Annotated in this window: 15 protein-coding genes; 5 read left to right on the forward strand and 10 right to left on the reverse strand. The window is 37.8% G+C overall.

Going from position 1 to position 15812, the window contains the following annotated elements; all coding sequences use genetic code 11:
• Positions 1 to 32 precede the first annotated feature (32 nt).
• The 10 genes from BMY50_RS08025 to BMY50_RS08070 form a co-directional block, all read right to left on the reverse strand.
• Positions 33 to 1466 (reverse strand): Glu/Leu/Phe/Val family dehydrogenase, encoded by a 1434-nt coding sequence (locus tag BMY50_RS08025; RefSeq protein WP_093321736.1) that lies wholly within the window; start codon positions 1464 to 1466, stop codon positions 33 to 35.
• A 60-nt stretch (positions 1467 to 1526) separates the two neighbouring features.
• Positions 1527 to 1748, reverse strand: a complete 222-nt coding sequence (locus BMY50_RS08030; RefSeq protein WP_093321739.1) for a CcmD family protein — start codon at positions 1746 to 1748, stop codon at positions 1527 to 1529.
• A 158-nt stretch (positions 1749 to 1906) separates the two neighbouring features.
• Positions 1907 to 2572, reverse strand: coding sequence for a cytochrome c biogenesis protein (ccsA, locus tag BMY50_RS08035; protein WP_093321743.1), 666 nt, complete (start codon positions 2570 to 2572; stop codon positions 1907 to 1909).
• A gap of 23 nt (positions 2573 to 2595) precedes the next feature.
• On the reverse strand, positions 2596 to 3255 hold the full coding sequence (locus BMY50_RS08040; protein ID WP_093321746.1) for a heme exporter protein CcmB: 660 nt from the start codon (positions 3253 to 3255) through the stop codon (positions 2596 to 2598).
• A gap of 90 nt (positions 3256 to 3345) precedes the next feature.
• The gene (locus tag BMY50_RS08045; RefSeq protein ID WP_093321749.1) at positions 3346 to 3744 is read right to left on the reverse strand and encodes a hypothetical protein; all 399 of its coding nucleotides are present in this window, start codon (positions 3742 to 3744) and stop codon (positions 3346 to 3348) included.
• Positions 3745 to 3783: 39 nt separating this feature from the next.
• Positions 3784 to 4920, reverse strand: coding sequence for a sugar phosphate isomerase/epimerase family protein (locus tag BMY50_RS08050; protein ID WP_238383695.1), 1137 nt, complete (start codon positions 4918 to 4920; stop codon positions 3784 to 3786).
• Positions 4921 to 5000: 80 nt separating this feature from the next.
• Positions 5001 to 5813 carry a 4-(cytidine 5'-diphospho)-2-C-methyl-D-erythritol kinase gene (gene ispE / locus BMY50_RS08055; protein ID WP_093321756.1) on the reverse strand — a complete coding sequence of 271 codons (813 nt, stop codon included), beginning with the start codon at positions 5811 to 5813 and terminating at the stop codon, positions 5001 to 5003.
• A 48-nt stretch (positions 5814 to 5861) separates the two neighbouring features.
• Positions 5862 to 6806: a T9SS type B sorting domain-containing protein gene (locus BMY50_RS08060; protein WP_093321759.1), complete on the reverse strand. Its 945-nt coding sequence runs from the start codon at positions 6804 to 6806 to the stop codon at positions 5862 to 5864.
• A gap of 10 nt (positions 6807 to 6816) precedes the next feature.
• A complete protein-coding gene (locus tag BMY50_RS08065; protein WP_093321762.1) occupies positions 6817 to 7497 on the reverse strand; it encodes a hypothetical protein in 681 nt (226 codons plus the stop codon).
• Positions 7498 to 7529: 32 nt separating this feature from the next.
• The gene (locus tag BMY50_RS08070) at positions 7530 to 9152 is read right to left on the reverse strand and encodes an immunoglobulin domain-containing protein (protein ID WP_093321766.1); all 1623 of its coding nucleotides are present in this window, start codon (positions 9150 to 9152) and stop codon (positions 7530 to 7532) included.
• Positions 9153 to 9442: 290 nt separating this feature from the next.
• Here BMY50_RS08070 and BMY50_RS08075 point away from each other — a divergent pair, with 290 nt between their 5' ends.
• The 5 genes from BMY50_RS08075 to BMY50_RS08095 all read left to right on the forward strand — a co-directional run bounded on the left by BMY50_RS08075 (position 9443) and on the right by BMY50_RS08095 (position 15762).
• Complete coding sequence (locus tag BMY50_RS08075; protein ID WP_093321769.1) at positions 9443 to 10264, forward strand: thymidylate synthase; 822 nt, start codon at positions 9443 to 9445, stop codon at positions 10262 to 10264.
• A gap of 12 nt (positions 10265 to 10276) precedes the next feature.
• Positions 10277 to 10774, forward strand: a complete 498-nt coding sequence (locus BMY50_RS08080) for a dihydrofolate reductase (RefSeq protein ID WP_093321772.1) — start codon at positions 10277 to 10279, stop codon at positions 10772 to 10774.
• Positions 10775 to 11050: 276 nt separating this feature from the next.
• Positions 11051 to 14083 (forward strand): protein translocase subunit SecDF, encoded by a 3033-nt coding sequence (secDF, locus tag BMY50_RS08085; protein WP_093321775.1) that lies wholly within the window; start codon positions 11051 to 11053, stop codon positions 14081 to 14083.
• A gap of 215 nt (positions 14084 to 14298) precedes the next feature.
• Positions 14299 to 14733, forward strand: a complete 435-nt coding sequence (locus BMY50_RS08090) for a MarR family winged helix-turn-helix transcriptional regulator (RefSeq protein WP_093323687.1) — start codon at positions 14299 to 14301, stop codon at positions 14731 to 14733.
• 24 nt (positions 14734 to 14757) lie between these two features.
• On the forward strand, positions 14758 to 15762 hold the full coding sequence (locus BMY50_RS08095; protein ID WP_093321778.1) for an NAD(P)/FAD-dependent oxidoreductase: 1005 nt from the start codon (positions 14758 to 14760) through the stop codon (positions 15760 to 15762).
• Positions 15763 to 15812 lie beyond the last annotated feature (50 nt).

A 15812-nucleotide genomic window follows, 5' to 3' on the forward strand; every position in this document is an offset into this window, starting at 1 on the left:
GCGAAATGCGGCATTTTTTTATTGCATACATTTTAAGGCCAGATGCCCATATTTAAATAAGAAGTGGCAATTTTATCAATAGAACTTACAAATGCCGCTGTTCGTAATGTATCGATTTTATTATTGGCATTTTTTATTCGCCTTATTTCATGATATGACCGAATCATTGTATCTTCCAAACCTGAATTAACCAATTCAAGCTCGGTTGCTCCTTTCACAATAACGCCTCTTTGTTCCGAAGTTAAGGTAACTCCAGTGACCGCCTCCACCATATTAACAATATTACGGTTAGCTGTTTCCTCGTAGCGTTTGTCCATACGACCAAACGCAACATGGGATAAATTTTTAAGCCACTCGAAGTAAGATACCGTAACACCTCCGGCATTACAATACATATCTGGAATTATAATCCCGCCCCTCTTCGCAAAAATCTCCTCTGCCTTTGGCGTTGTTGGACCATTAGCTCCCTCTGCTATAATTTTTGCTTTTATTCGGCTAATATTATCTTCTGTTATTTGATTTTCTAAGGCCGCAGGCACCAGAATATCACATTCTTGCTCTAGACCTATTGCAGGAATAGCAAATTCTTGCTTAGCCTTTTTATAACCCAAAATTGTTCCATTATTTCTTCTGTGCTCAAGAATGGCATCTACATCTAAGCCATCTTCATTGTAAAGTGCACCGTCATACTCACAAACGCCAACAATTATAGCACCATATTCTTGTAAAACTTTTGCGGTATTGTAACCAACATTACCTAAACCCTGTATAATGATCCGTTTTCCTGCTACTCCAGGGGTTAATCCTAAAGATTTCATATCTTCGGCTACCTCAACACATTCTCTAACCGCTATTGCCACACCTCTACCTGTTGCTGCTTTACGTCCATCGATTCCACTTAGTGAAAGTGGTTTTCCGGTAACACTGCCTAATGCATCTAATTGACCAGGATTCATTGTCAAATAGGTATCTGCAATCCAGCTCATTTCGCGCTCTCCTGTCCCATAATCGGGTGCAGGAACATCAATTGCAGGACCTATAAAGTTCTTCTTAACTAATTCAACTGTATATCTGCGTGTTATGGTTTCTAATTCCGCTACAGAATAATCACGCGGATTTATGCAGATTCCGCCTTTTGCTCCACCAAAAGGAACATTTACAATCGCACATTTATAGGTCATTAACGCCGCTAAAGCCATCACCTCATCTTCATTGACCATATCGCTATAACGAATACCTCCTTTTGTAGGAGATTTATGATGGGAATGTTCTACACGCCAAGCGTCTATAACTTCCAATTTTCCATTAGCCCTCTGAATTGGGAAACGAAAACGGTAAACACTGTTACAAGCCTTAATTTGATCCAACAAGCCTCTATCATGATTCGTAAATTGCGCTGCATGATCGAAGAATTGACAAACATCATTAAAGAAACTAAACTCTCCCTGTGACTTATTTGTAGCCATAATGTAATTAATTAGATAATTGGTTCTACTGTTTGTATAGCTTTATTTGCTATACCTGACCTACATTCTTTTTTCTTTTTTTTCTAGTCGGCTAATTTTGCGGTCAATCGTAAAGAGATATGCAATAAATCCTAAAAAGATCACGCAAACTACCGCCACCACTACATAAATCTTTCCCGAACTTCTCAATACATCAGCCATTTCAACATCACCCGACGCCTGTGCAAAACTATGAAAAAAGGATGTCAACCCTAGTAAAAACAAAAGAATTAGCTTCTTCATACCTTTTATTACAAATTATTATTTTATTTTAAACAAAATTCTCAAAATCATACATTTCATATACTTATCGTCAGCTTTTAACAAACCTTAACAAAAGTTAAAAAGGTAAAATTTAAGCGGTTAATTCAAAATTCAACGAGTTTTCTTCTTATAAAACATTATATTAAAGTATCCTCATCTCTTTCCAGGAGTCGATAGCGATAACGAAGCGTCATAATCCATATCCCAATCAGCATCCAACCAATAATTGCCGGATAGAATACCGCCCTCATTAGGCCATCCATGTCCAAATTACTGAAGGCAGGATTTCCGCCATTTCCCGGATGTAGAGAATCTGTAAGGCGTGGTAAAATAAATAAAAGTACTACCATGACAGGAAAGGCAAAAATATTATAAATGGCTGATATTTTCGCGCGCTTCTGCTCCTCATCTAAAGCATTTCTTAATACGAGGTAAGCTAAATACATAAGCGTAGCAATAGCACTTCCGTTAAGCTTGGGGTCATTCGGCCAAGGTTCTCCCCAAGTGACATTTGCCCATAACATCCCTGTAATGAGTCCAAATGCACAAAAAATAATTCCTACATTTACGCTTTCTACTGCTAAAAGATCATGTCTCATATTGCCGGACGACAGGTATTTTATACTGTAAACTACTGATACTAAATACAGTAAAATCATTGCAAACCACATCGGAATATGAAAATAGGTGTTTCGGATAGTTTCATGGAGTATTGGTAGTTCAGGTACGGGCAATAAAAAACCGGCTATTACCGAATATAATACAATAAAAGCTCCTAAAATTTTCCACCAATAAGACTTCATTATGCTATGCTATTTGATTGTTCTTAATCCCGCCAAATGTAAGGAAATAACAATAAAGAAACAGTAATTACAATCAAGTTTATTGCTAAAAGGACTGTTATTTCATTGTAACTAATGCTTCTATCTAGTCCATCCATCGCATTCTTTGACAACTTAATCAGTACAATTAGTAAAGGTATGATCACAGGAAAACTGAGAATCGCCATCAGCGTGCCATTGTTTCCGGCTTTAGCGCTGATACCAGAAACCATTGTAAGCACCGTAGCAAAACTTAAATTGCCCAGCATTACCGTAATAAAATATAAAGTTGGATCTCCTAGTTTATTTTTGAAGATAGTGCTATATACAAAAAATGCCACTGCAGAAAGCAATAGCATCAATAATACATTGTAAATAATTTTAGATAGTATCACTGCTTTGGCACTTACTAACGAATAGTAATACAATTGTCTACCTCTACTTTCCTGAACAAAACTTTTTGTAATAGCATTAATCGCAGCAAAAAGCATAATGATCCAAAAGAGCGCATTCCAGATGATGGGATGAACTGACTTAAAAGCTTGATAACAAACAAATACAGTGGAAATCACATACAGCAAAATGCCATTTAGCGCATACTTAGAACGCCATTCTAAGGTAATTTCTTTTTGTACTAATAGTGATACCTGCTTTAGTAAGTTCATTTTGACAAAGGTACAAAATAGATAAGTTTTTATAAGCCGTTTATAAAACTATATGTAAACTTAAACACTTATCTCTTTATAGCCTTTTAACTATACTTCATCTATCTTTCCTTTCGCTCCCTTGGCAGCACCTTCTGCATATTTTAAGCCTTTCTTAGTAAGTTTTTTTGCCTCTTCTTTATATTGTTTCGCTTTATCCATAGCTTCATGACTAGCATCGTCAGCCAAATTCATTACCCTATGATATTCTTCTTTAGCACGGTTTGCAAGATGCGAAGCTTTTTGTAATCCATCCTCTGCCTGTGCCTTTAATGTTTTGCTAAGGCCATTAACACCATCTACTGCTTTATTTAGTGTTTTCCGACCTTCTTTTGTTCCAAGTAGATAATATGCAGCTGCACCTATTGCTAAACCTGCTAATGCAAAAGCAACAAACTTTGTTGTTTTGCTGTCTGTGTTGTTTATTTTCTTTTCTTCTTTTGTGTTCATATTTCGATAACAACCAGATAAAAAAAAAGTTTGTTTTGACTAAAGGGCATCTATCGTTTTTATTGGGATGTCTTGTTTTACCTCTGATGTAGAAAGTGCTTTTTCTTTTTTATAATTATACCCATCCGCCCCTAAATTCCACAACATCGGGCTTAGAAATAAAATAGCTGCGCGATATCCCTGTAGTGTAGCTCCTAAATTACCCGTATCCTTTGAATTTTTTGCTTCATTCTCTATTTCAAAGGGACCTTTAAATCCTTTTTCCCTTAATTTATCAACAAAAGCACGCCAGTCCATATGATCTGTTCCCCCAAAACCTGGTAGCATTGCCTCGTAGTGGTGTCTATCCCAATCATTAGCTGGTTGACTAACTGTGGCTTTCTTCGCTAGCGATTCTTCCACTTTTTGCATAGGGTACATTCCTCCCCACTCTACTCGACCTTTTGTTTTCAAATTTCTTGTTGTTTTTACATGGATTCTGTGAATACGATTAATGTCACTATTTTCTATAACTTCCACGGGGTCAGTATTTTGCCAAATATCATGAGATGGATCATAAATTTCACCATGCGCAGTACTAGGTATTAACGCATACATAAGCTTTCTTGCTGCCAAAACGGCAGATAAATTATTAAATGTAGAAGTATATGAAGCAGATCGCCAACCTTCCATAGGACAATTCTCATATAAAACAGTTACACCTAAGCTCTCTGCATAACGGATAATAGGATCAAATACTTTCTTATATTCATCCAAATTCTTCTGAAAACCATTCTCGGTTGATCCAAGTTCGTGGTTATAACCGACAAATGTTCCCACTTTAACGTTATTTGCATCCCCTCCTAATAAGTGTGCAATACGTATTAATTTTAATAGATGATTTTGATTTTTAAGGCGCTGTTCAGGATCTCCACCTATCATATTTTCAAAGGCACCTAATGAAAGTTGAAGTTCTGCCTCATTAAATTGTTCGATCAACTTTTTCGCATCGTCAAGAGAAAAGTTATCGTATGGTAGATGTGTCGCAGTATGGTCTTGCCTCGTTCCATCTTTCCGAAACACACAAAGATCTATGCCCTGCGCGCCAACCGTTTTCGCTTTATCTATTAATGCAGGCAGCGCCAGCTTATCAAAAGCTGAACTCATCATCCAAATGGGATTATTTAAGTTATTCATTATTTTTAGTTTTTAAGATTACTAGATATAAGTACAAGATATTTGAAGATCAATAGGAAAATTCGTCTATTCAATTTTCATCAAGCGTTGCCTTTCATCCAATAGACAACATTTTGTATGTCAACGCCTATTAAGTCTACTTTTTTACTAAAAATACCATAAACGGTAGATCCTGACCCGCTCATTGAGGCGTAAAGAGCCCCACTATCATATAAAGCTGACTTTATGCCCCTAATTTCAGGATAGCGGTTGAAAACACCTGTTTCAAAATCGTTAAAAATATGGTCTTTCCACATCTCTACAGGTAATTTAATCTTTTCTTGAAGACTTTTGGTACCAGCCGATGGTCGAATACTACCATAAGCTTCTCCAGTTGACACGTGAACAGGAGGCTTTATCAGCACTAAATGGTAAGCAGCCAAATCAACTTTGACAGGAGAAAATACGTCACCAATGCCTGAAGCAAAAACAGGTTTATTCTTAATGAAGAAACTACAATCTGCACCGAGAGCGCGAGCATAAGTCTCCATTGTTTCATCGTCTAAATTTAGTTCAAAAAATTGCGATAGAAGCTTAATAAGAAAAGCAGCGTCTGCAGATCCCCCTCCCAAACCAGCACCTATTGGAATTTGTTTATGAAGATAGATATGAACTGGTGGTAAATCATAATCTTTAGCCAATGCTTTATAAGCACGAATGCAGAGATTATCCTGATTATCATTAGGTATACCTATACCGGACACTTCCAGTTTCAACGTCTCTGAAGAAACCACTTCTAATATATCATAGATTTTAACTGGGTAAAAAACGGTTTCTAGATTATGATAGCCATCAGGTCTTCTATTTAATATTTGTAACCCTATGTTTATTTTGGCATTGGCAAAAGTAATCATGCCACAGAATTAACAATAAATTTAATGTTATGCAAATCTGTGTAATAACTAATTCACTCGATCACCTCTTTTAAGGGTAATGTATCCCTTAAAATTTTGCCAACTGCCGTTTTCCATTTTTATTCTCAACACATAATAATAGGTAGCTTCATTAAGGTTTTGCCCATTCCAGTCGTTACGATAATTCTTCTCTCGGTACAATTCAGCGCCCCACCTATTAAAAATAAAAAGTTCATTTTCAGGAAAAAGCTCTAATGCAACAATCTCGAAAAAATCATTTATACCATCTCCATTAGGTGTAAATATATTAGGAATACGCAATGCTACAACATCGGTAACTGTTGACGCTGTGTTGTTGCTTAAATTTGGATCAACGAGTGCTGTCTCAACCTCTGCATAGTTTTCTGCTTTTCCCTTTTCAACAGCATTGGTTCTTATCCTTAGCTCTTCACTTCTTCCAGCTGGTAAATCTCCAGGCAGCCAAGTCACCGTATGACTAGATGGTAAATAAGATGCTGTTCCAGCATAAGGCCCCAAGATTTCTTTAAATTCAAGTGAGCTAGGTAAAATATCACGCACAGTTATTCCACTTGCAACATTTTCGCTATTATTTACAATAACTAATTGATAATCGATGGAAGAACCTAAAAGAACCATGGATTTAGAGGCCGATTTTGTAATTTTCATATCAACCTTTTTTTCTATCTCATTTGGATCGATAATAATTTCCACTGGATCTGAAATATCCGATTCACAATCACCATTTAAGGCCATGACAGTGTAAATACCGGCTTCCCCCGCAACAATTTTCTCATTATGACTTCCATTAATTGGCTCCCCATTTTTAAACCAAAGAAAGCTTAATGCCCCTTCTGCGTGCGCATGGAGCGTTACCGACCCACCTTGCACAATGTGCTTAGTAGGTCGGTTTTGCCCCGAGCTGTTAAAGGCAAGGCCGATTAAAAAACAGAATATGAGAAGTACCCTTATCATTTATAACATTTTACAGCGCTTCGCCTGTTACACCAGAGATTGTAATAGTAGGTTTAGCGGGCTTAGCAGTAACGGTAATGGCTTTATCAACAATAGCAGAACAATATCTTAAACCGTCTACCAAATAACCCGCTTTAAGGCGATAGGTGGTTTCGGTCCCTGGAGTCACGGTTTCTGAGGGTTTATATGTTATGGAGGTTGCCCCGCTAATAGCCGTTTCAACTCCAGCATTCACAGTATACCACTGATAAGCAAAGGAGGTATAGGCATCTGTTGAAGTGGTGCTACCAGTGAATTCCTGACTTGATACATCTTCAATACAATAACTTGTTGGCGCTGTAAAATCTACCGCTAAGGCAGCAAATTTGTACACAGGCACTTCTTGCATTTCAGATTCGCAGGCGCCAGCATCTGTCCCCTTACTTATAATGTAATAATAGCCAGAGTTAAGATCTGCCGCCGAAATAATATTGCCATTTAGCACAATACCATCCGTTGGGGTATCGGTCGATGTTGTGCTGTACCGTACTATCCAGTCGGTACCAACAGGTGGTGTTCCCAAATCAAGCGTTGAGCCATCGCAAAATAACTTCACATCGGGAGTTGTTGGCGTTACCTGAGCATAAGCACTTAGGCTGCATACCGCCATCAGCATTAAACTTGTGTAGAGACTTTTCATTGTAGTTTTCATAACATATTGTTTTTAGTGTAAATAGTGTTTGATTAATATTGAGAATTCGTTGTAATGTTTAAATTAGGTGTGCTAGGTTTTGCGTGAACAATGACAGAAAAAGGCACCATAGCACTTTCACAGCCAGTTGTTACGTTTTTAACTCGTAAAGTCCCTGTATAGGTTCCAGCGGTCGCATTAACTGGAATGCTTAACGTGATATTATCTAGCGGTAATATTGCATCAGTCACATTGTTGAAACCTGTGGAAGAACCATTCCAGATGATACTATATTGTGATGGATCATTCGTAGTATTTGTATAGGGTAATAAAGTGCTTGCTTCGCCGCTACATATATCCAATGAATTGGATAATGTAATTGTAGGTAAAGGATTCGCTATCACTGCTATTTTTACCCGTTCGGATTCAGCCGGACATCCGCTGCTCCATGCCGCTGCAACGTAAAAAAAAGCAGTATCTCCAACTGAAGCAGTAATTGGAGGAGTTGTATATTGATTACCTTCTAATAAAAGAGAACCATCATTGACTTGATTATACCAGCGTAATATGCTTTCAGAGCTTGTAGGAGTAGCCGTTAGCAATGCCGTGCTTCCGTAACATACTACTTCAGCTAAAGGATAAACCTTTGGTACATTTGGTTTTGCTGGGGTTCGTTGAATTTCATGAATTCTAAAATCGCTTAACAAACTTACTCCTGTAGCCATGCCTACTTCTATTCTATCAAAGGCAGCATTTCCAGGAACATAAGACACGGTATATCGTTGCCCCGAACGTAGGAGTCCTAGCAAATCTAAAGAGAGTAAACTACCTATGGTTCCTGAGTTGACCAACGTATTCCCATTATATAAGTTTATATTAACATTGTTAAATAAACTCAATTGTAGCAAAGACGGCGGAAGTGAAAATGTAACTGTTGCAGCGTCACCTGCATTGGAAACGTTAGAAAAATACGCAGTCTGGCTAATAGTGTACCCTATACCTAATATGCCTCCATTTAGAGAAGAATATGTATTTAAATTATTATCGACAGCATTTAGCGGATTAGTTACTCCCCCACCCAGTGAAATGCCCGTTCCTCCGGAAGACGTACCTAATACCTCTGCACATGCTCTATTTGTTGGTTCATAGAATGCATAATAGATATCGGCAGTACTGGTTCCAAGCAATGCCGGAGGTGATAACGTGATCCTAACAGCATTAAAGCTGCTACTGCCTGTAACTGCCAAATAGGTTATTCCATCTACCGAGGTAAAAAAAACTGACTGCGATGCTACCAAAGTCCCAACGGTATTAGCATTACTTCCAGCGTAAGTCTGTGCCGTTATACCTCCTCCCAGCAAAGAACTCGCCACATTTATTTTTACAAAAACGGTAGAATTTGCCAAAAAAGTTCTAGTGGAAAAAGTTAACTGCTGCCATGAACCACCAGATACTACTAATGCAGTACTAGCAGTTAATCTTGTGTAATCTGAAAGATTATTTATAGCTACAGAATAGGTTGGATTAGTGACACTTGCACCTGTCCCGGTAGTTCCACTTTGCTGTGTATCTGCATAAACCCGCTGCCCATACCCCTCCTCCTTCACTCCAAATAGGAAAAGCAAGCATAAAGCAATAGCTCTAAAAATAGATATAATACGAACGGTTAAGTACATGTATGCTATAGGCGATTAAGTTTAAATCCAGTAAAAAATGAGGTCAAATAAGTTTAGATACGGAATACAGATCTTTGTCTCTAGTATGTGGCAAATGACGGGAAAAGACTTATTATTCGTATCGTTCAGTTTGTGCAGGATTTGTAGAAAAGTAGACTTGTTAAGTAGTTTAACAATTGGACAGTTAAAGAATTTTCCTGCTAGCGCGACTCAACGATTCCACTATTCAAGTGCTCCACTTTCAACAAAAAATCCCTATCTTTACCTCCCATAACATTTATTAAAAAACTATGCAGCAATACCTTGATTTGATGCGTCATGTATATGAGAACGGTGTAGAAAAACATGATCGTACGGGAACCGGAACGAAAAGCGTATTTGGTCATCAGATGCGTTTTAATTTACAGGATGGTTTTCCATTAGTCACAACGAAAAAACTGCATCTACGATCTATTATTCATGAACTTATTTGGTTTTTAAAAGGTGAAACAAATATATCCTATCTCAAAGAGAATAACGTAAGAATTTGGGACGAATGGGCAGACGAAAACGGCAACTTAGGGCCTGTTTATGGTTCGCAATGGAGATCATGGCCAGCTCCTGATGGCGGGCATATTGATCAGATTACACAAGTAATTCATCAACTAAAAAACAACCCTGATTCTCGCAGAATTATTGTATCTGCATGGAATGTTGCAGAAATCAATAAAATGGCTTTACCTCCCTGCCATGCATTCTTTCAGTTTTATGTCGCTCCACCAAACGCACAAAAGGGGCAAACAAAACCACAGTTATCTTGTCAGCTCTACCAACGGAGTGCAGATATATTTTTGGGCGTACCTTTTAATATAGCATCATATGCTTTATTAACCATGATGGTGGCGCAAGTTTGCGACATGCAGGCGGCAGATTTTATTCATACACTTGGTGATGCACATTTATATAGCAATCACTTAGAACAAACAGCGCTCCAATTAACTAGACAGCCGAAAACATTACCAACCTTGAAGATCAATCCGGAGGTAACAGATATCTTCGATTTTAAATTTGAGGATTTTACATTGCAAAATTATGACCCACATCCCCATATTAAGGCGGAAGTAGCGGTTTAACCATCATAAACCATGACAATATCCATTATAGTAGCGGCGGCTAAAGACAATGCGATAGGAAAAGACAATCAACTCTTATGGCATATGCCTGCAGATCTTAAATACTTTAGGAAAACCACCTCAGGACATACTGTTATCATGGGAAGAAAGACATTTGAATCGGTGGGCAAAGCACTCCCAAAACGTCGGAATATTGTAATAACCCATCAGGCGAATTATGAAGCAGAAAATATAGAAGTGGTTTCTTCATTAGCAGAAGCATTTGCTTTATGTAAAGAGGATGAGGGCGAGATATTTATAGTAGGAGGAGCACAGATTTACGAACAATCCATGCCTCAAACCGATAAAATATACCTCACAAGGATTAATCAGGAATTTGATGGGGCTGACACCTATTTTCCAGAGATTAAAGATGAAGAATGGCAGCTAGAAGATGTAGCGCATCACGAGAGTGACAACGATAACCCCTACGATTATAGTTTCTATGTGTACTCGAAAATCGTTAAATAAAGTTCAATTTTATTAAGGTATAAACCTAAAGATAAGTCGATAAAATGAGTAGTCCTAATGTTTGTTCCACGTAGGACTTGGTGTATTACCGATCAGCGTTTGACAATTATATCTTACTATCCAGGTCTTACTACTCATTCTTTATATCCAAGATGCTCTCTCATAAACAATTTTCTTACAATAAAGCTCTTGTTTATTTAAAATTTTCATAGCTTTGCCGTTCTTAATAAAAATGAAGATAACAATTATTACTATCAATAACAACACTAAACAAAGATGCAAGGTAAAGGCCTAATTAACTTTTTCGTAATACTGATATCGATTGCGTGCCTGTATTCACTTTCATTTACTTTTGTAACCCGTAAGGTAGAAAGCGACGCAGTTGCTTATGCAAAAGGTGACCCCGCTAAAGAACGGGCTTATCTAGATTCTATGGCCACTGTAGACGTATATAATCTAGGATTTGCCAAATTCTCCTATCAATACTGCAAAGAACGCGAATTAGCGTTGGGTCTAGATTTGAAGGGCGGGATGAATGTAACGATGGAAATCTCGTTAAAAGAATTAATCAGCAATCTAGCTGACAATACAAAAGACGAAAATTTCAATAAAGCGTTGGATAACGCTGAAGCGCGTGGTAAAGATAGCCAGAAAGATTTTGTTAGCCTATTTGGAGAAGAGTTTAAGAAACTTAACCCGAATGGAAAACTTGCCACTTTTTTTGCTAATAAGGATAATGCTGTAAATAATATTAATTCTAACTCCAGTGATGCAGATATTTTAAACTTTTTGCAAAAAGAATCTGGAAGTGCTATTGATCGCTCATTTAATATTTTACGCACACGTATCGATAAGTTTGGTGTAACTTCTCCAAACATTCAGAGGCAGCAAGGCACCAACCGCATATTAATAGAACTTCCAGGCGTAAGTGATGAGCAGCGTGTGAGAAAACTGCTGCAAGGATCTGCTAAATTGGAGTTCTGGGAAACCTACGATAATACGGAGATTTTCCCATTATTGGAAAACATTAACCGCACGTTAGCGTCAACATTAAAGAAGAACGACGCAAAATCTGACACTGCAACAAGTGACAGTACATCTAAAGATTCTACTCAAGCAGGTCGTTTGGCTTCTCTTGGTGGCACTGCTAATAAAGCTAAAACGGATTCCTTAAAAGGAGACAGTAGCTCATTAGCACTTCAGCAAGCTAAAAATCAGAATCCATTATTTGCCGTATTAAGTCCTAATGTGGGTCAAGGAGCTCAAGGTCAGCAAGTATTGGGCCAAGGTCCAGTTGTAGGATATGTTCTTCAAAAAGATACTGCTTTAATTAACTCCTATTTTAGCAGCGCTGAAATTAAATCAATTATACCTGGCAATGTAAAGCTTCTTTGGAGTGTAAAACCTGTTTCAAAAGAAACCAAAATGTTTCAGCTATTTGCAGTGAAACCTACAGGTCTGGACGCTGGACCCGTTTTAACAGGTAATGTTATTTCCGATGCAAGAGCTGATGTTGATCAACGCACCAACAATCCTCAAGTAGAGATGGTGATGAACAGTGAAGGCGCGAGAGAGTGGAGAAAAATAAGCGCTGCCGCCGCCGCTGCTAATCCAAAAAAGGCTATTGCCATTGTACTTGATAACACCGTTTATTCAGCTCCCACTGTGCAAGATGAGATTGCTAATGGTATCTCTTCTATAACCGGTAATTTCACATTTGAAGACACACAAGATTTAGCAAATGTGCTAAAAGCCGGACGTTTGCCAGCACCTGCAAAAATTGTAGAGGAAGCGATTGTTGGACCTACTCTTGGTCAAGCAGCGATAGATGCCGGTATCAATTCGTCCGTTATCGGTCTAGTAGTGGTACTTGTATTCATGATTTTCTATTATAACCGCGCAGGTTTGGTAGCTAATATCGCTGTAGTATTTAACGTATTTTTCATTATGGGTATACTTGCGTCACTAGGAGCCGTACTTACGCTTCCCGGAATTGCGGGTATCGTATTAACGATGGGTACTGCGGTCGATGCCAATGTACTTATTTACGAACGTATCCGTGAAGAATTAGCGATGGGCAAAGGGATTAGGCAGGCTATTTCTGATGGCTATAAACATGCTCTACCTTCCATTTTAGACTCGCAGATTACAACCTTCCTAGTAGGTATTATTTTATATCTATTTGGTACCGGCCCTATCTTAGGTTTTGCAACCACCTTGATGATTGGTATTATAACATCCTTATTCACAGCCATATTTATCACACGCATCATTTTCGAATGGATGATTAAAAAGGACATGAAGATTACGGTATCTTATCCTTGGAGTGATCATACCATGAAAAATGCAAATTTTGGTTTTTTCACAAATCGCAAGAAATTCTACGGATTATCCGTTGCTTTAATGCTTATAAGTGTAATATCTATATTCACCAAAGGATTTAGCTTGGGTGTTGATTTTTCAGGTGGGCGCACTTACACTGTCAAATATGAAAAAGCGGTAAATTTAGAAGATGTAAGAGAAAATCTAAATGGAGCTTTCGGTATTACAAGTGAGGTTAAAACATTTGGAACGGAAAATCAACTTCGTATAACAACTCCTTTCCTAATTGACCAAACGGACGATGCTGCGGATAAACAAGTACTAGATAAGTTAAACGAAGGCTTATCAAAAATTCAAGGCAATTCTTATCAGATTGTAAGCTCTCAAAAGGTTGGCCCTACCATCGCTAACGATATAAAAATATCAGCTATTTATTCTGTTATTTTTTCAATAATAGTGATAGCACTTTATATACTGATTCGTTTCCGTAAATGGCAATATAGTATTGCAGCGGCCATATCCATTGCTCATGATGCAATCATATTGTTGGGTATCTTTTCCCTATTTGATGGAATATTGCCGTTTTCCCTAGATATGGATCAGCACTTTATTGCTGCCATACTGACAGTTTTGGCTTATTCAATAAACGATACAGTAGTGGTATTTGATCGTATACGTGAATACTTAGGTATACATCGTGCTAAAGACGAAACAATATCGCATGTTGTTAATACTGCAATTAACCGAACACTTAGCCGTACGATAATCACCTCTTTAACAATAATCTTCGTGATGGCTGTTCTCTTTATATTTGGTGGTGAAGTTATTCGTGGTTTTTCGTTTGCAATATTAATAGGTATTATCTTGGGAACTTATTCTTCCATATTCCTTGCCGCTCCTATTTTTGCGGACCTACAAGGTGATGAGCCTGAAAAAGCAAAAGAGCTTGATGTCAACACAAGTAAACTAAAACCTGCGAAGGCGTAAATCTTAGCTTTATAAGTTGAGCCCATAAAAAAAGCGTCCGGATGAATATCCGGACGCTTTTTTTATGGGAATCATTTCATCCCCCCTATTCGTTCTTAAGAACAAGTAATGAGTTTGCTAAATTTTTACAGCCTCATCAGCTTTACATTTAAATGACTGCGGGAAACTCGCTAAATTTAATTATCATACTTATATTTGTTATACTAAATATTGTTATGCAAAAGGAACCCTATAATATGTATTCATTTCTACTTGACCGAACAGCTCGGCGAGTAAAACAATATGCACAAGCTACTTTTTCTAGTAAAGGTTTCGATATCACCTTAGATCAGTGGATGGTTTTAAAGAATCTTTATGAATTCAAAGATCTCTCTCAAAAGGATCTTGCTGAACGATGTGGTAAAGATCAGCCAACGCTTACAAGAATAGTAGATCTCCTCGCTAAAAAAGGATTAGCGGAAAGACAGATTCATCCAAGCGATAGACGTAGCTTTACTGTTCATCTCACCGAAAAAGGAGTAGAAAAGGTTGAGGGATTATCTCCTGAAATAAAAGAAATACGTACCAAAGCATGGGAAAATCTTAATGAAAATGATTTTAAGCATTTAGAAAGAATACTTAATAGCATTTACAAAAATTTAGAATTTTAACAGATTGTATTTAACTGAATCATCATGATCAAAACAGATATATGTATAATTGGTGCCGGCCCCGTAGGGCTTTTTGCCGTATTTGAAGCGGGTTTACTCAAAATGCGATGCCATTTAATCGATGCCTTGCCGCAAGTAGGTGGTCAACTTTCGGAAATATACCCACATAAGCCTATCTATGATATTCCAGGTTATCCTTCCATCAAAGCGCAGGAATTAATTGATAGACAAATGGAACAGATCGTACCTTTCCATCCTACATTCACTTTAGGTGAACGCGTTGAGGTGTTGGAAAAACAATCAGACGGTTCCTATATTCTCAAAAGTAATGAAGGAACAATTATCCACACAAGTGTTGTTGTAATCGCCGGTGGGTTGGGTTCTTTCGAGCCGCGTAAACCTGAAGTTTTAGGCTTAACCGACTTTGAAGGAAAAGGTGTAAGTTACATGATAAAAAATCCGGAGCTCTATAGAGATAGAAAGGTTGTTATTGCTGGCGGTGGAGATTCTGCTTTGGATTGGACAATCTTTCTCAGCGAAATAGCCGATCATATAACGCTCGTACATCGTAGTGACAACTTTCGAGGAGCACCAGATTCGGCGGAGAAAGTCTTTGAACTGGCAAATGAGGGTAAAATAGACCTCCTGCTCTCTCACAATATTTCCAGCGTACATGGAACGGGCCATCTTACACACGTCAATTTAACCAGTAAACATAAAGTCGATTATACTATAGAAACTGACGCATTGATTCCTCTTTTCGGGCTGAGCCCAAAGTTAGGACCTATTGCTGAATGGGGTTTAGCGATCGATAAATCTGCCGTTGAGGTGAATACAATGGATTATTCAACGAGCATTGAGCGTATTTATGCTATTGGAGATATTAACACTTATCCAGGCAAATTAAAACTAATCTTATGCGGGTATCACGAAGCAGCATTAATGGCGCAAAGTGCTTTTAGACATGTGTACCCAGAACAGAAACTAAGTTTTAAATACACCACGGTTAATGGTATAAATTCATTTTAAGTAAATTTTATAAAAAAACATTACCGGGACAATTAACATCGAATACCTTA

This window comes from Olivibacter domesticus (genome assembly GCF_900109575.1).
Classification (GTDB): domain Bacteria; phylum Bacteroidota; class Bacteroidia; order Sphingobacteriales; family Sphingobacteriaceae; genus Olivibacter; species Olivibacter domesticus.